Consider the following 18,933-nt stretch of genomic DNA (forward strand, 5'->3'; position numbering starts at 1 on the left):
ACAGCGTCACCGACCCGGTGGCCAACATCACCGCCGCCGCCAACTACGCCGCACACCGCTACGGCTCCATCGACAACGTCAACTCCGCCTACTGACCAGGCCTTCCGGGCCGGCGCCGACGACAACGCCGGCAGGGCGAGCGAGTCTCGTACCTCGTGAACGGGCGATGCCCGCCGTTCATCCCTCCGCCAGTCCCTCGCGGAGGGCGAGAACCGCCAGGCGTACCCGGTTCGGGCTGTCCGTCTGGGTCATCAGGTTGGAGATGTGCGTCTTCACGGTGGTCACCCCGATGTGCATCAGGTCGGCGATGTCCGTGTTGGACAGGCCGGCGGCCACGAGCCGCAGGACTTCCCGCTCACGTTCGGTGAAGCGGGCCCCGGGTGCAGGCCGTCCTCCGTTGCTGTGCCAGCCCGAGGAAGCCCGGTCGACCACGCGGGGCGGTACGTCCGCGCTGTAGGGGCTCCGGCCAGCATCGCTGCCTGCGCGAGCACCGTCGCGAGCAGGCGAGTACCGCCGACCGCGGCCAGCGCAAGGACGCCGAGGCCGACGTACCAGTCGACGGCGCCGAACTCGGCCGGCCGGCAGAGCAGGAGCAGGTAGCCGAGGCCGGAGGCCACCAACGCCAGCCGTATCGGCCCGAACCGGCGGCCGACGACAGGTCGAGTCAATTCCCGCATCGCGAATGCGACTTTACGACGATCACGGCATGGCCTGATCCTTCCGCAGATGGACCAGCCGCCTCCTTCTTCAGGCCGCCGCCTTCATCCGTCGGGCCGGAGGATCGGGCCGATGGCCCGAGGCGTGGGATGCGCCGCGCCCGGCAGCGCGGCACGGTGCCGGGCAACCCTGAGGCTCGGACCACGACATCGGCTTCCCTGACGGGCCGCTGAGCCGGGGCGAGGGCGATGGCGTCATGCGCAGTGAAGCCGGCGGCCGGGTCTGGCGAGCTGCCGGCTGCCGCCGGCGCTTCGGCGGTCGTCCCCACACCACCTGTCGACGATCGCCGCTGCCGCTGCCGACCGGCAGTTGGGCGGCGGGAGCACGGTGCCTTGGATGCCTGGGACAGCGTCCCTCTCACCGGAACAAGCTGCGCTCAGAGCTACTCAGCAGTCCGCTGAGTACGGCGACTCATGATCCCCTGCCGCCCGCTTCCTATCGTGCTCGGCATGGACTCAGAGACCCCTTCCTCCCACACCGCGACCGCGGGCGATCCCCGCTGGTTCAGCGGTTGCGCGATCGCAGCGCTCGTCCTCGCCGGCCTGATGGTGTTCGGAGCCGTCGAGCTGATGAACGTCGAGAAGGGACTGGACGGGTACGGGCAGCTCGAACAGGCCGGTTCTTCGGGAAGCGCGGCCGAACCCCTCGGCGCCGGCGAGACGGCCCAGTACGAGGACGGCCTGAAGGTCACCGTCAGCGCGCCCCGAGCCGAGGCCGACGGCACCTACGAGTTCTCCGTGATCTATGACAACGGCACCGACCACCAGCTGCGACCAGGCGGGCAATCCTTCGACGACAGCGTCTCGGACCTTGGCCCTGCCCCGCTCGTCGTCCGCCCCGGCAGGTCCCTCGACGACTACGTCAGCGACTTCGACCTGACCCTGCTGGACGGGCAGACGTCCGCCTCCGCGCTCCTGCCCCCGCTCGGTGCGGGCGGCAAACGCACCGTACCCGTCCGCATCAAGCCGACCCGGGCCGGCATCCCGTTCACCGTGGAGGTGGCCCCGCCCGACGCCGGATACCGGGACACGGCCTACTTCCAGCTCACCGCCGGCTGATCCGTGTAACCGATCGTCCCAGAACGAGTCCCGCGGAGCGCTGGAGGCGTCCGCCCCGGCGGCGGCCGAACACCTGCCCAGACGACGCCGGTCAGTAGTGTGACGAGCATGTCTCACGGGATCGCCTGGATAGGCGCACACAGCACCACAGACGGATCCGCTGCTCTGCCGGGGATGCTCGGCGAGATGAGCAGACGCCGGAAGTGAACCGTGCCATGTACGGCACGTGCGGGGAGTGGGTCTACGTGCTGGAGGACTGGGGCATGGCGACGTGGCCCACCGGCTTCCGCAAGGTGGAGTCGATGCGGCCCGGCCCGGACGAGGAGATCTTCCTGATCCCCATGGTGTGAGATGCGGTGATCTCGTGAAGGCCGACGTGGGCAACCGGGCGGAGACGGGTGGCGTCACGTGACAACTCCACGACTCCATAGTCGTGTTGCGGAGAACGTGGAACGTCCGGAGCCTGAAGTCGAAGACTTCGCAGCAGCGGACGGACCGGACGCTCTACTCGTCGAGGTACTGATACGCCCCGCTCGCGGCCCGGATCACCACGATGCCGTCGCGGACCTGCCACTCGCTCATGCCGTCGACCTCGTGGCTCACGAGGAGCAGACCGGTGATCAGGTCATTGTCCGCATCGGATGCCGGAATGCGTGCCACGCGCCGGAGGACCTCCAGAAACCAGTCGACGGACTGAGCGCGCATCTGGGCCCCGAAGAAGACCCAGTTGACGAAGTTGTACTGCCTCGGGGGAAAGGCCCAGCCCCCGCTGTAGGTCCGATCGGGATCGTCCGCCTCAACGATCTCCTTGACCTGGGCGAGCTGCTGATCATCGCACTCCAGCCAACCCCTGATACTGACGAAGACACCCATGACGCGATCGCTCCCCCTGCGCTCCAGGCGCCGCTCGATGGACACCGGCTCCGGTCTTTGGCACGAGAAAGCCTCCGACACCGCGTCACTTAATCAGAGCGTCGGCCGGATCGGTTCGCCGAGGTCGGTCTGCTCGGCGAGCATCAGCCGCACGATGCCCGTATCCTCGGCTCCGTGCCCCGGCATCCGAAGAGACCCCGTCGGCTCGTCGCGGACGGGCGCACGTATCTGTGGACGCTCCGCCACAGCCACAGCATGGCGGACAACGGCCGGTCCTGTCATGAAACCCTCACTCTGTACCCGCAGCCTTCCGGCACCGGCGGCCCACTGCGCATCGTCTTCACCGAGGGACCGGGCCGGTATGTCCCGGGCGGGGCTCCACTGGGCTCTGGAGATGTGGGTTTCGTCCGGGGCGCCTGCTTGAACCTGCATGAACCCGGTGCCGTCCGGGCCCTGCTCGACGCGGTGTCGGCCCGCGGGTGGAAGCCGACGGAGCGACGGATGCTTGAGATCGACGGCTGGACCCTGTTGGAGACGGCAGCGGCCACCCGTGCCAGGGCCACCGACCCGCCGGGTCCGAACGATTGAAGCGGACGACGTCGTCTCTTGCCGGCGAAGGAGGACGTCGTCCAGTCAGTGGCGGCGAGGCAAGGGGACATCGGGGTCCACGCTGCGGACGGGGGTGGCCTGCGAGAACGCGGCCTTGCCATGACGATCTCGCTGCGTTACGTCCTCACCCACATGATCGAGGAGTACGCGCGCCACGTGGTAGGCGGGCGAGGGTGACCAGGGCCTGGTAGGGGTGGGCGCGCAAGTGCTGTGACCGGAAACGCTCACCGGCATGAGCACTCGGTGCTCAATGCCCGGCCTTTGAACCATGATGAGGAGATGACTGCCGGCTCACGTGCCCATTCATTCAACTCGGCGGCCGTCCAGTACGAGGCGAGCCGCCCGTCGTATCCGCCCGCGCTTTTCGACGCCGTTGAGGAGTTCATGAGCCGTTCGCTGGTGGGTGTACGCGTCGCGGACATCGGTGCGGGCACTGGAATTGCGACCAGGCTCCTGCATGAGCGAGGTGCTGACGTAATTGCCGTCGAGCCCGGTGACGCGATGGCCGCCGAGTTTCGTCGGGCGCTCCCGGATGTGCCAGTCGTCCGGGGTGACGGCAACGCCCTCCCGCTTGCCGATTCCTCGCGCGACCTCATCACGTACGCGCAGTCATGGCAGTGGACCGATACCAGCCGCTCGGTCCCTGAGGCGCTGCGTGTGCTGTACGCGGGTGGCGCGCTGGCAGTCTGGTGGAACACCACCGCCTTCGACGTGCCGTGGATCCGTGCCCAGCACGAGCGCATCGCGGACCACTGTGGAGTTCCCGCGCGTTCGGCGGTGCGTCCCGATGATGACGAGGCCATTCGGCTCGCGGGGCTGAGCGGATTGCGGGTCACGCGCCGACAGATCCGCTGGCAGCGCGAGGTCTCCCTCGACACACACCTCGCCAATATCAGCAGTCGCTCGGCGTTCCTTGTCCTGGGCCAGGCCGCGAACCGTGGCTTTCTTGCCGAGGAGCGCAGGCGCCTGAGGAAGGCTTTCCCTACTGAGGTCGTGGAAGAGGTCTACGTCGTCGATCTGCTGGTAGCCGCTCGTCCGTGATGTCTCCCTGCCCGTCAGGGTGGTCCGCTGGAAGGTGACGCCGCGGCGGGCGAGCAGCCACCGTGACGCCTCACGGCCGATCCGGATGACACCGGAGCACTGGAGAGTGGAGGTGGAGGGGCTCGATCAGGGTCGTGCTGCACTCGAACGCTGCGGACCGGGCTGAGCGAGAGACAGAGGGGGCCGCGCGTCAGTTTGAAATGCGGGCTGCGATGCCGTCGAGGAGGAAGTCGAGCCCGGACCGGAAGGTCTGGTCGGCGTCCACGTGGGGGCCATCGCGTACGACGGAGGCCAGCGCGGGGAAGCGGCCGGTGGCGAAGGTCCGCTCCAGGTAGGGGCCGAAGGCGGCCTGCCACTGCTCCTTGTCCATCCCGGTGGCCCGCTCGGCGCGCCGCTCGGTGATCTCCCGGCGCACTGCGCCGATCACGTACGCATCGACCGCGGCGACCGCCGGCACGACGGTGTCCAAGTCGATGCCTCCCATCGCGGCCAACACGGCCTCGCCCCTGGCCAGCGCGTGCGGCCCGAGCCGGGGTCGCCCACCGATCAGGTCGGCGAGCCACTCGTGCTGGTGAACGGCCTGCCGGGTGGTTTCGGCAAGGGAGCGCAGCACCTCTCGCCAGCTATCCCCGGTCGGCCGGATCTCGGCGTGCACCGCATCGACCATCAGGTCCAGCAACTCCTCCTTGGTGGCGATGTAGCCGTACAGCCGCATCGGCCCTGCACCCAGCGCGGCGGCGACCTTGCGCAGCGATACCGCCTCCAGGCCGTCCTCGTCGGCCAGTCGGATCGCTGCTCGTACGATCCGCTCCCGGCTCAAGGGGGCCGGCACCGGTCGATCTGGCGGCTCCGGCCTCTCCCACACCAACATGCCGCCGACGATACATCGCTTGGGCGATACAGTGTATTAACTGATACAGCGAATCGGGGGCAGTCATGACCATCGCCATCGTCGGAGGCGGACTGGGCGGGCTGATGCTCGCCCGAGTGCTGCACGTCAACGGCATCGATGCCGTTGTGTACGAACGTGAATCCTCGCGCGGCGCGCGCAGTCAGGGCGGCATGCTCGATCTGCACTCCGGGACCGGGCAGCAGGCGATGCGCGAAGCAGGCCTGATCGATCAGTTCCACGAGATTGCCCGTAGCGCAGGCCAGGATCTGCGTCTCCTCGAACCTGACGGCACCCTGCTGCTGCAGGAGGACACGCCCGACGATGCTCCGCTCGATCGACCCGAGGTCGACCGAGCCGATCTGCGCGATCTGCTGCTGGACTCTCTCCCCGAACACGCGGTGCGCTGGGGGCGGGCGTTCGTAACCGCCGACAACGGCCTGCTGTACTTCGCCGACGGCAGCAGTGCGACGTACGACCTGCTGGTCGGCGCTGACGGCGCGGACTCCCGGGTCCGCCCACTGCTTACCGACGCCCGACCGGCGCACACCGGACAATGCGTCGTCGAACTCGGCATTCCCGGCATCGACCGCACCCACCCCGACCTCGCGGCGATGGTCGGGCGCGGCAACTACTGGGTGCTCGGTAACGGTCAATCCCTGTCGGCGCAGCGCAACGGCGACGGCCGCGTCCGTATCTACCTCAGCTTCTACAACACCGCCGAGGATTGGTTCGAGACCAGTGGGATCCCGTTCGGCGACCCGGCCGCCGCGCGAGTGCGGCTGATCGACCTGTTCACCGGCTGGGACTCACGGTTCACCGCACTGATCGCCGCCTGCGACGACACGGTCGTACCACGGTCGATCACCACCCTCCCGGTCGGACTGACCTGGCCTTCGAGGCCCGGCGTCACGCTGCTCGGTGATGCGGCGCACCTGATGCCGCCGGTGGGGCAGGGCGCCAACATGGCACTGCTCGACGGCGCCCTGCTCGGCCTCGCGCTGGCCGCGCACCCGGACGACGTCCCTGCCGCAGTCGAAGACTACGAACGCGAGATGTTCGAACGCACCAGCGCCGCCGGCCGGCAATCCGCACGCATCCAGGAAATCCTGTCGAGGCCGGACGCCAGCCGGAAAATGCTTGCGTTCTTCCAGCCTGGCTGAGGGTGACTCCTCGGTGCAGTGCACTACTGAGGTTGAACGCGTGGAGTCGTAGGTGCCGACGGCTTGTCGTCCGTGCGGTCTCACGGGGGGGGCGGTATCCACAGGGAGGCGGGCTTACCGCCGAACGGCAGCGGTTTCGCGAGGAGTTGCGGCTTCAGGCGGCCGAGCGGTTCGCCCGGGGTGAGGCGAGTGCGGTGATCGCCAAGGACCTACGCGTCGGCGTCAGGTCTCTGCGGGTCGCAGGGGCCGGCTCTCCAACGTCGCTTTCAGCACGCCAGAACACCTCATCCAGCGCATTCGACGCGGCCTGCGCCACATCCAGTATCGGGGCGACCACCACGACAACACGTTCAACCTCGTAGGCCCAACGATCGGGATGGGGTGACACGCTTGGCCATCATGCAGAAAGAGGCACTAAACGTGCAATATGGTGCGATATTGCATATTTAATCTCCCTGTAGGAGGAAATGCCATGGCGGGCAAGCCCAGCATCGTCTTCGCCCACGGACTCTGGGCGGATGGGTCGTGCTTCAACAAGCTCATCCCCACGCTCCAGGCCGAAGGGCACGAGGTCTTCGCCTCACAGCACGGCCTCGACTCGCTCGAAAGCGACGTCGCGTGCGTCAACTTCACGCTCAACCACGTCCCCGGCCCGATCGTGCTGGTCGGTCACTCCTACGGTGGGACCCTGATCACCAAAGCGGGCACCCACGACCGCGTCGGCGCTCTGGTGTACATCGCCGCGCTCGCCCCGGACGAGGACGAGACGTCGCAGGAACAGCTGGACCAATTCCCCCGCACGCCCATCTTCGACCACGTGGACGTTGCTGACGGACGCGTCTGGCTCAAGCCCTCGGGCGTCCCGCACTTCTGCGGCGACCTCCCGGAAGCGGAGCAGAAACTCGTCCTGGCGACGGGCGCTGTGCCCGTGGCGGACCTGTTCGACCAGCAGGTTCCCGGCACCGCCTGGCGGACGAAGCCAAGCTGGTTCATCGTCGCCAACGACGACCGTACCGTGCACCCCGACCTGGAGCGGTCCGCCGCCGAGCGCATGGGCGCCAATGTCCGTCCCGTGGACAGCAGCCACGTTCCCATGCTCTCGCACCCTGACTTCGTCCTCGACGTGATCCGTGAGGCCGCGGAGTCCCTCGACGCCTAGGCCAAGCCGACAACGACCGGCCGCAGCGCAACACGCAGGGAGGCGGCCCCGGACCGACCGGTCCGCCTCCCTGCAACGGCATCACGCTTTCAAGCTCAGTTACAGCGGGGCGAGACGGAGGCGCACCCACTTCTCGTCTCCGACGGCACACCGGTCCAGCACCCAAGCGGCGCCGCCGGGCCGACGGGTACGGCAGCGTGCCGGGCGCCCGTGCCACCGTTACGACGAGCACGCCCGGCATGCCGGCAGCCTGTCGGCTACTCGACCGCCGGGTCCTCCTGGGAATGCCGTACGGCCCTCTTCACGGCCTGCTCCACCTCGTACCGGTCGGCCTTTGTGGCTTCCGCGTGCGCGATGATGGCTGCCTGGGCGGCCTCGGACGCCGCGCGCCAGCGGCGCAACTGGGCGTCGAACTCGTCACCGGTGAGGCCGGCGAGCTTCGCACGTTCTTCCTCGGCGGATCGTTCGAGCTTGATCAACTCATCGGGGACCTCTGCCACGGGCACGGATCCTAAGCGGCGAATGCGGCACATCGATCTTCCGACCTACCCCCCGATCGGGTAGAGCCGAACCTTGTCTGGGCAAGGCGTCCGCAGGGGCAGCTGTCGGCGAGGGATCGCCGTCTTGCTGCCCAGCTCAACCGACGCCCAGGGCCACACGCGGCTCGAAGAACCGAGGCCGCCAAGCCGCCCGCCACCCCACAGGCACCCACTGCCGGCTCACCTCGCCCCCCGGGCCCCGCCCCCTCCTCCCGCCCGGGCCCCTCCTCCCGCCCGGGCCCCTCTTCCGGGCCGGGCCGCCTCCTCCGGGCCGGGCCCCTCTTCCGGGCCGGGCCCCCTCCTCCGGTCTAGGCCCCCTCCGCCAGATCGGCCCCCCACCCCCGCCCCGGTCACGATTCGGTTTCGGCCATCCGCACCCCCTTGCCCCACCTCATGTAATCGCTTCCAATCCTTCCTACGCCATGGATGTAATCGATTCCATGACTCTCACAAGGAGGTGAGCCGGCGATGGCGAGCATCAAGGACGTCGCCGCTGCGGCGGGCGTGTCCGTCGCCACGGTGTCGCGAGTGCTGAACGCGCATCCCTCGGTCAGTGCCGACGCCCGCGCCCGCGTGCTGGCCGCCGTCGAGGCGCTCGACTACCGGCCCAACGCCGTCGCCCGCTCGTTGCGCACCGACCAGACCCACACCCTCGGCCTGGTCATCAGCGACGTGCTGAACCCGTACTTCACCGAGTTGGCCCGGGCAGTGGAGGAAGAGGCCCGCGCGCTCGGGTACAGCGTGGTCATCGGCAACGCCGACGAGCGGCCCGACCTCCAGGACCACCATGTCCGGAACCTGCTGGACCGCCGCATCGACGGACTCCTCGTCTCCCCGACCGACGGCGGCTCCCCGCTGATGCTCGACGCCGTGCGGGCGGGCACCCCGATGGTGTTCGTGGACCGGTGGATCCCCGGCGTCGACGTGCCCGTTGTGCGGTCCGACGGCAGCGCCGCGGTGCGGGACCTGGTGGCGCATCTGTGCGGACTGGGGCACCGCCGGCTGGCGATCATCGCCGGGCCCGCGGCCACCACCACCGGCAGCGAGCGCGTCGAGGCCTTCCGGGCCGCCCTCGCCGAGCACGGCATTCCGCTCCCGGACGCCTACATCGGCCAGGGCGACTTCCAGGCCGCGAGCGGGCGCCGGGTCACCGAGGGGTTCCTGGACCTGCCCGAACCGCCGGAGGTCGTGTTCGCGGCCGACAACCTGATGGCGCTCGGCGCGCTGGACGCCGTACGGGCGCGGGGGCTGCGCGTCCCGGACGACCTGGCGCTTGCCGCGTTCGACGACATCCCCTGGTTCGTGCACACCGATCCGCCCGTCACCGCGATCGCCCAGCCCACGGGCGAGCTGGGCCGGGCCGCCGTACGGGCCCTGGTCGACCGGATCGAGGGGCGGACCCCCACCTCCGTCACGCTCGGCGCCCGCCTCGTCGTGCGCCGCTCGTGCGGCGAGCGGGCCCCGGAGCCCGTACAGGCTCCCGCATCCCCCACGCAGTCCCCCTCCCCAGTGCAAAGGAGCACGTCGTGAGCAACCCGGACGAGTTGCTGCGCATCGAGGGCATCCGCAAGACCTTTCCCGGCGTGGTCGCGCTCGACGCTGTCGACTTCGACCTGCGCCGGGGCGAGGTGCACGTGCTGCTCGGTGAGAACGGCGCCGGCAAGAGCACGCTGATCAAGATGCTCTCCGGCGCCTACACCCCCGACGCCGGGCGGATCCTGGCCGACGGCGCGGAAGTGCGCATCCACGGTGCGCAGGACGCAGAACGGCTCGGGATCGCCACCATCTACCAGGAGTTCAACCTGGTCCCCGATCTGACGGTGGCCGAGAACATCTTCCTGGGCCGGCAGCCGCGCCGGTTCGGGATGATCGACCGCAAGCGGATGGAGGCCGACGCCGAGGTCCTGCTGAAGCGGGTCGGCGTCCATGTCTCGCCCCGCGCACGAGTGCGTGAACTCGGCATCGCGCGGCTGCAGATGGTGGAGATCGCCAAGGCGCTCAGCCTGGACGCGCGGGTGCTCATCATGGACGAGCCGACCGCCGTGCTCACCTCGGAGGAGGTCGAGAAGCTGTTCGCGATCGTGCGCCGGCTGCGCGAGGACGGCGTCGGGATCGTGTTCATCACGCACCACCTGGACGAGATCGCCGCCCTGGGCGACCGGGTCACCGTGATCCGGGACGGCCGGAGCGTCGGGCAGGTCCCGGCCGCGACCCCCGAGGACGAGCTGGTCCGGCTGATGGTGGGCCGTTCCATCGAGCAGCAGTACCCGAGGCAGCGGGCCGAGCAGGGCCCCGCACTGCTCAGCGTCGAGGGCCTCACCCGCGACGGCGTCTTCCACGACGTGAGCTTCCAGGTGCACGCCGGTGAGGTCGTCGGCATCGCGGGGCTGGTCGGCGCGGGCCGTACCGAGGTGGTGCGGGCCGTGTTCGGCGCGGACCCGTACGACGGCGGGACCGTGAGGGTCTCCGGCAGCGGCCTGCGCCGGCACGACGTGAACGCGGCGATGGCCGCCGGCATCGGGCTGGTACCGGAGGACCGCAAGGGCCAGGGGCTGGTGCTGGACGCCTCCGTCGAGGAGAACCTGGGGCTGGTGACCATGCGGTCGGCGACCCGGGCCGGGCTGGTCGACCGCAAGGCGCAGCACACCGCGGCCGAGCGGATCGCGGGGCAGCTGGGCGTGCGGATGGCCGGGCTCGGGCAGCAGGTGCGGACCCTGTCCGGCGGCAACCAGCAGAAGGTCGTCATCGGCAAGTGGCTGCTGGCCGACACCAAGGTGCTGATCCTCGACGAGCCGACGCGCGGGATCGACGTCGGCGCCAAGGTCGAGATCTACCAGCTGATCAACGAACTGACGGCCGCCGGGGCCGCCGTGCTGATGATCTCCAGCGATCTGCCGGAGGTGCTCGGCATGAGCGACCGGGTCCTGGTGATGGCCCAGGGCCGGATCGCCGGGGAACTCACCGCCGACGAGGCCACCCAGGACGCCGTCATGGCGCTCGCCGTCTCCACCCCGACCACCGACAACACCGCGAAGGAGGCCCCCCGTGGCCACTGACACGCTCAAGAGCACGACGGGCGCGAGTGGCGCCCGGGGCGGCCTGCGCCGGCTGCTGCTCGACAACGGCGCGCTGACCGCGCTGATCGTCCTGCTCATCGCCCTTTCGGCGCTGTCCGGCGACTTCCTGACGACGGACAACCTGCTCAACATCGGTGTCCAGGCCGCCGTGACGGCGATCCTCGTCTTCGGCGTCACGTTCGTGATCGTCTCTGCGGGCATCGACCTGTCGGTGGGTTCGGTGGCCGCGCTGTCGGCGACCGTGCTGGCCTGGAGCGCCACCAGTCATGGCGTACCGGTGTTCCTGGCGCTCGTGCTGGCCGTCGCCACCGGCATCGCGGCCGGCCTGGTGAACGGTTTCCTCATCGCCTACGGCAAACTGCCGCCGTTCATCGCGACCCTCGCCATGCTGTCCGTGGCGCGCGGTCTGTCCCTGGTGATCTCCGGCGGTGTGCCGATCCCGTTCCCGGACTCGGTCTCGCACCTCGGTGACACCCTCGGCGACTGGCTGCCCGTGCCGGTGCTCGTCATGGTGGTCATGGGTCTGATCGCGGCGCTGGTGCTCGGCCGGACCTACATCGGCCGCTCGATGTACGCGATCGGCGGCAACGAGGAGGCGGCCCGGCTGTCGGGTCTGCGGGTGAAGAAGCAGAAGCTCGCGATCTACGCCCTGTCCGGTGTGTTCGCCGCGGTGGCGGGCGTCGTGCTGGCCTCCCGGCTGTCCTCGGCGCAGCCGCAGGCGGCCGACGGCTACGAACTGGACGCCATCGCCGCGGTCGTCATCGGCGGTGCCTCGCTCGCGGGCGGCACCGGCAAGGCCTCGGGCACGCTGATCGGCGCGCTGATCCTCGCGGTGCTGCGCAACGGCCTCAACCTGCTGAACGTCTCCGCGTTCTGGCAGCAGGTCGTCATCGGTGTCGTCATCGCGCTGGCGGTGCTGCTGGACACCGTGCGCCGCAAGGCCGGGGCGACCCCGGTGACCAGCGGCGGCGGGGGCAACAAGGGCCGGCAGGCGGCGACGTACGCGCTCGCGGCCGTGGTCACGGTGGCGATCGTCGGCGCGACCTCCTTCCTGCACGGCTCCTCGTCGTCGACGACGCCGAAGATGGGCCTGTCCCTGTCCACGCTGAACAACCCGTTCTTCGTGCAGATCCGCTCCGGCGCGCAGGCCGAGGCGAAGAAGCTGGGTGTGGACCTGACCGTCACCGACGCCCAGAACGACGCCTCCCAGCAGGCGAACCAGCTGCAGAACTTCACCAGTTCCGGGCTGGGCGCGATCATCGTCAACCCGGTGGACTCGGACGCCGCCGGCAACTCGGTGAAGGCCGCGGACAAGGCGAGCATCCCGGTCATCGCGGTCGACCGGGGCGTCAACAAGGCGTCCGTGGACGCGCTGGTGGCCTCCGACAACGTGGCCGGCGGTGAGCAGGCGGCGAAGACCATCGCCGAGAAGCTGGGCGGCCGGGGCAAGATCGTCATCCTGCAGGGCCAGGCGGGCACCTCGGCGGCGCGGGAGCGGGCGGCCGGCTTCGCACAGGGTCTGAAGGCCTACCCGGGTATCCAGGTGGTGGCCCAGCAGCCCGCCGACTTCGACCGCACCAAGGGCCTCGACGTGATGTCCAACCTGCTCCAGGCCCACCCGGACGTGCAGGGCGTGATCGCCGCGAACGACGAGATGGCGCTCGGCGCGGTCAAGGCGCTCGGCTCCAAGGCCGGCAGGTCGGTGCAGGTCGTCGGCTTCGACGGCACCCCGGACGGACTGAAGGCGGTCAAGGACGGCACGCTGTACGCGTCGGTCGCCCAGCAGCCGACCCAGCTCGGCCGGATCGCCGTGGACAACGCGCTCAGGGCGGTCCAGGGCAAGAAGGTGGAGCAGGCGGTGAAGGTGCCGGTGAAGGTGGTCACGAAGGACAACGTGGCCGGCTTCAGCGGCTGACCGGGACGGTACAGGTGGACGGCCCGGCCCGGCCCGGCTCCCGGCGCGGGGCCGGACCGGGCCGTTCACCGTGGATCATGACGGGGACGAACGTGCGGGGAGTCAACTGATGTACGACTACGACCTGTTGGTCGTGGGGTCGGCCAACGCCGACCTGGTGATCGATGTCGAGCGGCGGCCGGCCGCCGGTGAGACGGTGCTCGGCGGCGACCTGGCCGTGCACCCGGGCGGCAAGGGCGCCAACCAGGCCGTCGCCGCCGCCCGGCTCGGGGCCCGTACGGCCCTGCTGGCGCGGGTCGGCGAGGACGGCCACGGCGGGCTGCTGCTGGAGTCCCTGCGTGCGGCGGGCGTCGAGACGGCCGGCGTCCTGGAAGGCGGGGCACCGACCGGCGTCGCGCTGATCACCGTGGACCCCTCCGGGGACAACAGCATCGTGGTGTCGCCGGGCGCGAACGGCCGGCTCGCTCCAGGAGACGTACGGGACTCGGCCGCCCTCCTGCACGCCTCCCGGGTGGTGTCGACGCAGCTGGAGATCCCGCTGGAGACGGTGGCGGAAGTGGTGCGGAACCTGGCGCCGGGCTCCCGGTTCGTGCTGAACCCGTCCCCGCCGCGCCCGTTGCCGCCCGAGATCCTGACGGCCTGCGATCCGCTGATCGTCAACGAGCACGAGGCCCGGGTGATCCTCGGCGCGGACCGAACGGGCGGCGACCCCGAGGACTGGGCCCGGCTGCTGCTGGCCGAGGGCCCGCGCTCCGTCGTCGTGACCCTGGGCGCCGAAGGGGCGCTGGTCTGCGACGGCTCGGGCACGGCCCGGGTGCCCTCGGTGGCGGTGGACGCGGTGGACACCACCGGTGCCGGGGACGCGTTCACGGCCGCCCTGGCCTGGAAACTGGGTACGGGCGCGGAACTGCCGGACGCGGCGGCGTACGCGGCGCGGGTCGGTGCCGTGGCGGTGACGAGGCGGGGCGCGCAGGAGTCGTACCCCACGGCCGGGGAGGTCGAGGCGCTGTGAAGAAGGCGGGCATCCTCAACCGCCACCTGGCGGGAGCGCTGGCCGAACTGGGCCACGGCCACGAGGTGCTGGTGTGCGACGCGGGCATGCCGATCCCGGACGGCCCCCGGGTGGTGGACCTCGCTTTCCGCGCCGGTGTGCCGTCGTTCGCGGAGGTGCTGGACGGTCTGCTGGCGGAGCTGGTGGTGGAGGGCGCGACGGCGGCACGGGAGCTGGTGGGCGCGCACCGCACCCTCCTGGAGGACCGTTTCCCGGGCCTGACCCTGGTCCCGCACGAGCGGCTGAAGGAGATGTCGGCGCGAGCCCGGCTGATCGTGCGCACCGGCGAGGCCAGCCCGTACGCGAACGTGCTGCTGCGGTGCGGGGTGTTCTTCTGACCACGCCCCCGCACGTTCCCGAGGCGGGCGTACCCGTCCTCTCCCCCCTCTCCCCTCTCTCCCTTCTCTGCCTTTCTCTGCCTTCTTCAGCCACCGCTGTCGTGCCCGGGGCCCAGCCCCGGATGGCCCAGCTGGGCACGCGCCCACGGGATCTTGCGGTCAGAGTGGGCAGCATGACGGAAGCCCGCGAGCGAAGCCACGGTGCGGCCCGTGCACCCGCGCGTCCCCGCGCGGTGCGCGGCGCCAAGGATGCGGCCGAGCGTGCCGCCGACGGGCTGGCCCAGCTCGTGACCCACCGGCTGGAGGGGGTCTCCGCGGTGTGCCGCAGCGAGGACGACGGCTGGATCGTCGACATCGACGTCCTGGAGCTGGCCCGCATCCCGGACACCACCAGCCTGCTCGCCACCTACCAGGTCGAACTCGACGCGAACGGAGAACTGCTGCAGTACCGCCGGACCGCCCGCTACCGGCGTGGTGCCCAGGACCAGTGACCGGCTCGTCGGGCCGGCCCCGGAAGGAGCGCACATGACCACCTACGAAGACGGGGTGGTATGCGTCCCCCGTGCCGGAACCCTGTATGACGTCCTCGAACTCATCCTCGACCGGGGCATGGTGATCGACGTCTTCGTGCGCGTCTCCCTGGTGGGCATCGAGATCCTGAAGGTGGATGCCCGGATCGTGGTCGCCAGCGTCGACACCTACCTGCGCTTCGCCGAAGCGTGCAACCGTCTCGACCTGGAGCACGACACACGCACCAAGACCGTCCCCGAACTGTTCGGGGGGCCGATGGCGAGAACCGTGGCCAAGGCGGGCGCCAAGCGCACCGCCCGCTCCCTGGGCTCGAAGGTCCGCGACATCCTCAGCCCGGAGAGCTCCGCCGAGGAAGCCGAAGAGCCGGAGGAGGAGGCCGCAGGGCGCCCGCGCGGTCGTAGCCGACGCGAGCCGGAACCGCGCCGCCGCCCGGCCGCGGAGCGCAGCGGCCCCGCCGGCCGCCGCGGCGGCGAGGAGGACCGCCCCCGTCCCCGCACACGCCGCCCCGCCGGAGAGGAAAGAACGTGACGGACACCGCCACCGCCCTCGGCCCCCTGTACGTCTACGGCATCACCCCCGCCGGCATCCGCCCCCCGCGCGCCTGCGGAGTGGGCGGTGCCCCCGTGCGGCTGCTGGCCGGATCGGGGCTGTGTGCGGCGGTCTCCCCGGCGCCCGGACAGATCCGTGCGCGCCGCCGGGACCTGCTGGCCCATCAGAACGTGCTCGGCGAACTCCTCGCCGAGGGCGCCGTGCTGCCCATGAGATTCGCCGTCCTCAGTCCCGACCAGGACACGCTGCTCTCGCAGTTGCGCACCGACGGACCCCGGCTGGCGGCACAGCTGGAGGTGGTTCGGGGCTGCGTGGAGATGAACGTCAAGGGCACGCCGGTGCCCGACTGCTTCACCGATCTCGTGCGCCGGGACGAGAAGCTGCGCGTCCTGGCCCAGCGCACGCGGCGCAGACCGGACTACGAGGCCAACGTCCGCCTGGGCGAGGCACTGGCCAAGGCCGTCCGGCGCGAGGCGCGGCGCGCGGCGGACGAGGTGCTGGCCGGCCTGACACCGCTGGCGGTGCGCGTGGTCGAAGGACCGGTCGACGACGAACGGGCGCTGAGCGCGTCGTTCCTGCTGCGCGCCGACGACGAGGACCTCTTCCGGCGGACACTGGCCGGACAGGCCCGCGACCTCGGGGGCCGGCTGGCGCTCAGCGTGACCGGGCCCCTGCCGTGCTACAGCTTCGTCGAGACGCGTCCCGCCACGGCCGGGCGGTGACGCGATGGGACTGGTGACCGGACTTCTGCTGCTGCCTTTCGCCCCCGTGCGCGGCACCCTGTGGGTCGCCGACCACCTGCTGCAGGAGGCCCGGCGTCAGGCGTGCGACCCGCGTGTGGTGCAGGCGCGGCTGTCCGCACTGAACCGGGCTCTGGACGAGGGCGCCATCGACGAGGCGACGTTCGAGAAGGAGGAGGAGCGGCTGCTCGATCTCCTCGACAGCCCCGTCCGGCGCCTGGACGGCACCCGGGTGGCGGTGGCGGGGAACGCGCCGCGGCCGCGCGGGAGGCGGACATGAACGAGTACCGGGCGGCCATGGCGGCGGCCGTGGTGAGCGGTTACGTCCTGGGCCGCAGGAAGAAGGCCGGGCTGGCGGTCGCGCTCGGCACCTACTTCGTGGGGCGGCACCTGGGTGCCGCCCCCGGCCGGCTGCTGCCCCGGGCGCTCGGCGCGTTGCAGTCGCCGCAGGTGCAGGATCTCGCGGACCACCTGCGCGGCGAGCTGTTGACCGCCTCGCACGCGGTCGTCTCGGCCGCGGACCGCCGGCTGGCGGACATCGCCGACACGCTGCGAGACCGTGCCGACGCGCTCGCCGACGCGGGTGCGCCGGACCGCCGTGCACACGGCCGGGAGGACGAGCGGTACGAGGGCGGCTACGAGTCCGAGGGCGGCTACGAGTCCGAGGGCTGCTACGAGTCCGAGGACGACGACGGCTACGCCGACGCCCACGAGGAACAGGACGCCTACGACGAGGACACCTATGAGGAGGACGGCTACCGGGAGGACGGGCCGGGAGATGACGAAGACGCATACGACGAGCGGGGCGACGCATACGACGATGCCGACGACGCGTACGACGACGAGCCGGCCGGTGCAGACGGCCGCCGGCCTGCCCTCCGGCGCCGCTGATCTTCCCGGGAGTGTCTCGTGACCGACGTCGCCGCCTGGGACGCGTACCCGGATCCCCAGGCCTGCCCCCCGCTCGCAGGCAGCCTCGCGGACCTGCTCGAACGCGTCCTGGACAAAGGCATCGTGATCGCGGGCGACATCAAGATCGACTTGCTCGACATCGAACTGCTCACCATCCGGCTGCGTCTGTTCATCGCCTCGGTCGACACCGCCAGGAAGGCGGGCATCGACTGGTGGGAGACCGACCCGGCGCTCTCCTCGCGCGCCGCCCGTGAGGAGCTGGCGGAGGAGAACACACGCCTGCGCGCGGAGCTGGCCGCCGTGCGGGACACCCTCGCCGAGGCGGACGACACGGAGGGGCTCCGATGAACGCAACGCCACCGCACCGCGTCCCCGACGGCCCGGACCCGCTCGGGCAGACCCTCACCTACGTGTTCGCCGTGACCGGTGCCCCCTTGCCCGCCGATCTGCCGGCCGCGACGGCGGGCCATGAGGAGGGCGGCCCCCTGCGCGGGCTGCGGGCCGGAAGCCTGTGGCTGGTCGCCCAGGACGTGCCCGCGTCGGCCTTCACCGAGGCGGCACTCGCCGAGCGGCTGAACAGCCCCGAGGAACTGGAGCGCTGCGCCCGCGCGCATCACCGCGGCGTACAGGCGGCCGCCCGGCAGGGCCCCGTCGTGCCGCTGCCCATGGCCACCCTGTACCGCAGCGATGCCAACGCGGTGGAGGCCGTCACCGCCCGCGCTCCGGCGCTCGGTGTCCTGCTCGACCGGCTCCGTGATCGCACGGAATGGGCCGTGAAGGTGCACGCCGCCCAACCCGCCGCGACACTGGACGGCCCGCCCTCCGCGGGCGAGGGCGGCCCGGTCGGAGGGCGGGCGTATCTGACCAGGGCCAGCGCCCGGCGCCGCACCCGGCACCAGAGCCATGAGCAGGCTCTGGCCGAGGCGAGGGAAGTGGACTCCGGGTTGCGGCGGCACGCGGTCGCCGCCACCAGACACCGGCCACAGAGCGAGCAGCTGTCCGGCAGCACGACGCCCCAACTGTTGAACGCGGCCTATCTGGTCGACGACTCGGATCGAGACGACTTCGCTCGCGCCCTGGACCACGCTGCCGCCGTCGGCCGCCACCCGCACGTGGAGATCACCGTGTCCGGGCCCTGGATCCCGTACTCCTTCGCACGGTCGGACCAGGACCGGGCCGACACGGCGCGGGAGGTGATCGCATGAGCGTGCCGATCAACCCGTCGTCCGACCGCACGCCCGTGCCCTGGGACCGACCGGAGCCGTGCGCGCCGATCGGGGTGCCCCTCGTCGACCTGCTGGACCGGGTACTGGCCACTGGTGTGGTGATCAGCGGCGACCTGGTCCTGGCCGTCGCCGACGTGCCGCTCGTGCGGATCTCGCTGCACGCCCTGTTGGCGTCGGTCGGCGACCGGGTTCCCGCGCCGTGGCCGGACAGCGGGCCGCTGTGACCGCCCCGCGCTCCCACGCCCTGGACCTCGATCCGGAACGGGTCGCGAGCGACCTGGCCGCACTCGTCCTGACGGTCGTGGAGCTCCTGCGCCAGCTGATGGAGCGCCAGGCGGTACGCCGGTTCGACGAAGGCACTCTGACCGCCGAACAGGAGGACCGCCTCGGCACCGCGCTCATGCTGCTCGACCAGCGGATGGACGAGGTGTGCGCGCAGCACGGGTTGCGTCGCAGCGACCTCAACCTCGACCTGGGTCCGCTGGGCCACCTCCTCGCCGACCCGGGGCCCTGACGTCGTCGGTCCCCTGGTCCGTCTTGCATGGG

25 protein-coding genes and 1 pseudogene are annotated in these 18,933 nt (G+C 70.9%); 20 read left to right on the forward strand and 6 right to left on the reverse strand.

The genetic code is table 11. From position 1 onward, the window contains the following. Positions 1-177: 177 nt before the first annotated feature. Positions 178-432, reverse strand: a complete 255-nt coding sequence (locus AB0N17_RS35310) for a LuxR C-terminal-related transcriptional regulator (protein ID WP_366015725.1) — start codon at positions 430-432, stop codon at positions 178-180. A gap of 734 nt (positions 433-1,166) precedes the next feature. Here AB0N17_RS35310 and AB0N17_RS35315 point away from each other — a divergent pair. Then, positions 1,167-1,775: a hypothetical protein gene (locus AB0N17_RS35315; RefSeq protein ID WP_366015726.1), complete on the forward strand. Its 609-nt coding sequence runs from the start codon at positions 1,167-1,169 to the stop codon at positions 1,773-1,775. A gap of 203 nt (positions 1,776-1,978) precedes the next feature. After that, positions 1,979-2,125, forward strand: coding sequence for a hypothetical protein (locus AB0N17_RS35320; RefSeq protein ID WP_366015727.1), 147 nt, complete (start codon positions 1,979-1,981; stop codon positions 2,123-2,125). 154 nt (positions 2,126-2,279) lie between these two features. On the opposite strand, the gene AB0N17_RS35325 is transcribed toward AB0N17_RS35320, so the two are convergent. Further along, entirely contained in the window at positions 2,280-2,693 is a 414-nt protein-coding gene (locus tag AB0N17_RS35325; RefSeq protein ID WP_366015728.1) for a hypothetical protein, read from the reverse strand. A gap of 48 nt (positions 2,694-2,741) precedes the next feature. Continuing rightward, complete coding sequence (locus tag AB0N17_RS35330) at positions 2,742-2,894, reverse strand: hypothetical protein (protein ID WP_366015781.1); 153 nt, start codon at positions 2,892-2,894, stop codon at positions 2,742-2,744. Here AB0N17_RS35330 and AB0N17_RS35335 point away from each other — a divergent pair. Together AB0N17_RS35335 and AB0N17_RS35340 are read left to right on the forward strand one after the other, a co-directional pair. After that, positions 2,823-3,236, forward strand: coding sequence for a hypothetical protein (locus AB0N17_RS35335; protein WP_366015729.1), 414 nt, complete (start codon positions 2,823-2,825; stop codon positions 3,234-3,236). The two genes, AB0N17_RS35330 and AB0N17_RS35335, sit on opposite strands and share 72 nt — an antisense overlap. A 300-nt stretch (positions 3,237-3,536) precedes the next feature. After that, positions 3,537-4,298, forward strand: a complete 762-nt coding sequence (locus tag AB0N17_RS35340) for a methyltransferase domain-containing protein (RefSeq protein WP_366015777.1) — start codon at positions 3,537-3,539, stop codon at positions 4,296-4,298. A gap of 21 nt (positions 4,299-4,319) precedes the next feature. Here AB0N17_RS35340 and AB0N17_RS35345 read toward each other — a convergent pair. Beyond that, positions 4,320-4,388 (reverse strand): annotated as a pseudogene (locus tag AB0N17_RS35345) (transposase); the annotation flags it as partial. A gap of 100 nt (positions 4,389-4,488) precedes the next feature. After that, a complete protein-coding gene (locus AB0N17_RS35350) occupies positions 4,489-5,169 on the reverse strand; it encodes a TetR/AcrR family transcriptional regulator C-terminal domain-containing protein (protein WP_366015730.1) in 681 nt (226 codons plus the stop codon). A 65-nt stretch (positions 5,170-5,234) separates the two neighbouring features. Here AB0N17_RS35350 and AB0N17_RS35355 point away from each other — a divergent pair, with 65 nt between their 5' ends. Beyond that, positions 5,235-6,350, forward strand: coding sequence for an FAD-dependent monooxygenase (locus tag AB0N17_RS35355; RefSeq protein WP_366015731.1), 1,116 nt, complete (start codon positions 5,235-5,237; stop codon positions 6,348-6,350). Between the two features lie 472 nt (positions 6,351-6,822). Further along, positions 6,823-7,509, forward strand: coding sequence for an alpha/beta hydrolase (locus tag AB0N17_RS35360; protein ID WP_366015732.1), 687 nt, complete (start codon positions 6,823-6,825; stop codon positions 7,507-7,509). Between the two features lie 257 nt (positions 7,510-7,766). Here the strand turns inward: AB0N17_RS35360 and AB0N17_RS35365 are convergent, their stop codons facing one another. Then, positions 7,767-8,009 (reverse strand): hypothetical protein, encoded by a 243-nt coding sequence (locus AB0N17_RS35365; RefSeq protein WP_366015733.1) that lies wholly within the window; start codon positions 8,007-8,009, stop codon positions 7,767-7,769. A 507-nt stretch (positions 8,010-8,516) separates the two neighbouring features. On the opposite strand from AB0N17_RS35365, the gene AB0N17_RS35370 reads away from it, so the two are divergent. From AB0N17_RS35370 to AB0N17_RS35435, 14 genes are all read left to right on the forward strand, one after another. Then, the gene (locus tag AB0N17_RS35370) at positions 8,517-9,578 is read left to right on the forward strand and encodes a LacI family DNA-binding transcriptional regulator (protein WP_366015735.1); all 1,062 of its coding nucleotides are present in this window, start codon (positions 8,517-8,519) and stop codon (positions 9,576-9,578) included. After that, on the forward strand, positions 9,575-11,104 hold the full coding sequence (locus AB0N17_RS35375) for a sugar ABC transporter ATP-binding protein (RefSeq protein ID WP_366015736.1): 1,530 nt from the start codon (positions 9,575-9,577) through the stop codon (positions 11,102-11,104). The genes AB0N17_RS35370 and AB0N17_RS35375 overlap by 4 nt, the downstream gene beginning before the upstream one ends. Next, positions 11,094-13,040: a substrate-binding domain-containing protein gene (locus tag AB0N17_RS35380; protein ID WP_366015737.1), complete on the forward strand. Its 1,947-nt coding sequence runs from the start codon at positions 11,094-11,096 to the stop codon at positions 13,038-13,040. The genes AB0N17_RS35375 and AB0N17_RS35380 overlap by 11 nt, the downstream gene beginning before the upstream one ends. Positions 13,041-13,149: 109 nt before the next feature. After that, on the forward strand, positions 13,150-14,052 hold the full coding sequence (locus AB0N17_RS35385) for a ribokinase (RefSeq protein WP_366015739.1): 903 nt from the start codon (positions 13,150-13,152) through the stop codon (positions 14,050-14,052). Continuing rightward, positions 14,049-14,429 (forward strand): D-ribose pyranase, encoded by a 381-nt coding sequence (gene rbsD / locus AB0N17_RS35390; protein ID WP_366015740.1) that lies wholly within the window; start codon positions 14,049-14,051, stop codon positions 14,427-14,429. The genes AB0N17_RS35385 and rbsD overlap by 4 nt, the downstream gene beginning before the upstream one ends. 173 nt (positions 14,430-14,602) lie before the next feature. Beyond that, complete coding sequence (locus AB0N17_RS35395; RefSeq protein WP_366015741.1) at positions 14,603-14,920, forward strand: gas vesicle protein; 318 nt, start codon at positions 14,603-14,605, stop codon at positions 14,918-14,920. A gap of 34 nt (positions 14,921-14,954) precedes the next feature. Then, on the forward strand, positions 14,955-15,488 hold the full coding sequence (gene gvpJ, locus AB0N17_RS35400) for a gas vesicle protein GvpJ (protein ID WP_366015742.1): 534 nt from the start codon (positions 14,955-14,957) through the stop codon (positions 15,486-15,488). Further along, positions 15,485-16,231 carry a GvpL/GvpF family gas vesicle protein gene (locus tag AB0N17_RS35405; protein ID WP_366015743.1) on the forward strand — a complete coding sequence of 249 codons (747 nt, stop codon included), beginning with the start codon at positions 15,485-15,487 and terminating at the stop codon, positions 16,229-16,231. Before gvpJ ends, AB0N17_RS35405 begins: the two co-directional genes overlap by 4 nt. 4 nt (positions 16,232-16,235) lie before the next feature. Continuing rightward, entirely contained in the window at positions 16,236-16,529 is a 294-nt protein-coding gene (locus AB0N17_RS35410) for a gas vesicle protein GvpG (RefSeq protein ID WP_366015744.1), read from the forward strand. Continuing rightward, complete coding sequence (locus tag AB0N17_RS35415; RefSeq protein WP_366015745.1) at positions 16,526-17,140, forward strand: hypothetical protein; 615 nt, start codon at positions 16,526-16,528, stop codon at positions 17,138-17,140. The genes AB0N17_RS35410 and AB0N17_RS35415 overlap by 4 nt, the downstream gene beginning before the upstream one ends. Positions 17,141-17,158: 18 nt before the next feature. After that, positions 17,159-17,509, forward strand: a complete 351-nt coding sequence (locus AB0N17_RS35420; protein ID WP_366015746.1) for a gas vesicle protein — start codon at positions 17,159-17,161, stop codon at positions 17,507-17,509. Then, on the forward strand, positions 17,506-18,366 hold the full coding sequence (locus tag AB0N17_RS35425; protein ID WP_366015747.1) for a GvpL/GvpF family gas vesicle protein: 861 nt from the start codon (positions 17,506-17,508) through the stop codon (positions 18,364-18,366). The genes AB0N17_RS35420 and AB0N17_RS35425 overlap by 4 nt, the downstream gene beginning before the upstream one ends. Beyond that, on the forward strand, positions 18,363-18,611 hold the full coding sequence (locus AB0N17_RS35430) for a gas vesicle protein (RefSeq protein WP_366015748.1): 249 nt from the start codon (positions 18,363-18,365) through the stop codon (positions 18,609-18,611). Before AB0N17_RS35425 ends, AB0N17_RS35430 begins: the two co-directional genes overlap by 4 nt. Next, positions 18,608-18,901: a gas vesicle protein K gene (locus AB0N17_RS35435; protein WP_366015749.1), complete on the forward strand. Its 294-nt coding sequence runs from the start codon at positions 18,608-18,610 to the stop codon at positions 18,899-18,901. Before AB0N17_RS35430 ends, AB0N17_RS35435 begins: the two co-directional genes overlap by 4 nt. Positions 18,902-18,933 lie beyond the last annotated feature (32 nt).

The sequence above is a fragment of the Streptomyces sp. NPDC051133 genome (assembly GCF_040682635.1).
In the GTDB taxonomy this organism is placed as follows: domain Bacteria; phylum Actinomycetota; class Actinomycetes; order Streptomycetales; family Streptomycetaceae; genus Streptomyces.

Excerpts from the sequence above, each read along its gene's own strand:
- AB0N17_RS35315 (WP_366015726.1), top strand. The coding sequence starts at position 1,167 with ATGGACTCAGAGACCCCTTCCTCCCACACCGCGACCGCGGGCGATCCC.
- AB0N17_RS35340 (WP_366015777.1), top strand. The coding sequence starts at position 3,537 with ATGACTGCCGGCTCACGTGCCCATTCATTCAACTCGGCGGCCGTCCAG.
- AB0N17_RS35350 (WP_366015730.1), bottom strand. The coding sequence starts at position 5,169 with ATGTTGGTGTGGGAGAGGCCGGAGCCGCCAGATCGACCGGTGCCGGCC.
- AB0N17_RS35355 (WP_366015731.1), top strand. The coding sequence starts at position 5,235 with ATGACCATCGCCATCGTCGGAGGCGGACTGGGCGGGCTGATGCTCGCC.
- AB0N17_RS35360 (WP_366015732.1), top strand. The coding sequence starts at position 6,823 with ATGGCGGGCAAGCCCAGCATCGTCTTCGCCCACGGACTCTGGGCGGAT.
- AB0N17_RS35370 (WP_366015735.1), top strand. The coding sequence starts at position 8,517 with ATGGCGAGCATCAAGGACGTCGCCGCTGCGGCGGGCGTGTCCGTCGCC.
- AB0N17_RS35385 (WP_366015739.1), top strand. The coding sequence starts at position 13,150 with ATGTACGACTACGACCTGTTGGTCGTGGGGTCGGCCAACGCCGACCTG.
- AB0N17_RS35395 (WP_366015741.1), top strand. The coding sequence starts at position 14,603 with ATGACGGAAGCCCGCGAGCGAAGCCACGGTGCGGCCCGTGCACCCGCG.
- gvpJ (WP_366015742.1), top strand. The coding sequence starts at position 14,955 with ATGACCACCTACGAAGACGGGGTGGTATGCGTCCCCCGTGCCGGAACC.
- AB0N17_RS35410 (WP_366015744.1), top strand. The coding sequence starts at position 16,236 with ATGGGACTGGTGACCGGACTTCTGCTGCTGCCTTTCGCCCCCGTGCGC.
- AB0N17_RS35415 (WP_366015745.1), top strand. The coding sequence starts at position 16,526 with ATGAACGAGTACCGGGCGGCCATGGCGGCGGCCGTGGTGAGCGGTTAC.
- AB0N17_RS35425 (WP_366015747.1), top strand. The coding sequence starts at position 17,506 with ATGAACGCAACGCCACCGCACCGCGTCCCCGACGGCCCGGACCCGCTC.
- AB0N17_RS35430 (WP_366015748.1), top strand. The coding sequence starts at position 18,363 with ATGAGCGTGCCGATCAACCCGTCGTCCGACCGCACGCCCGTGCCCTGG.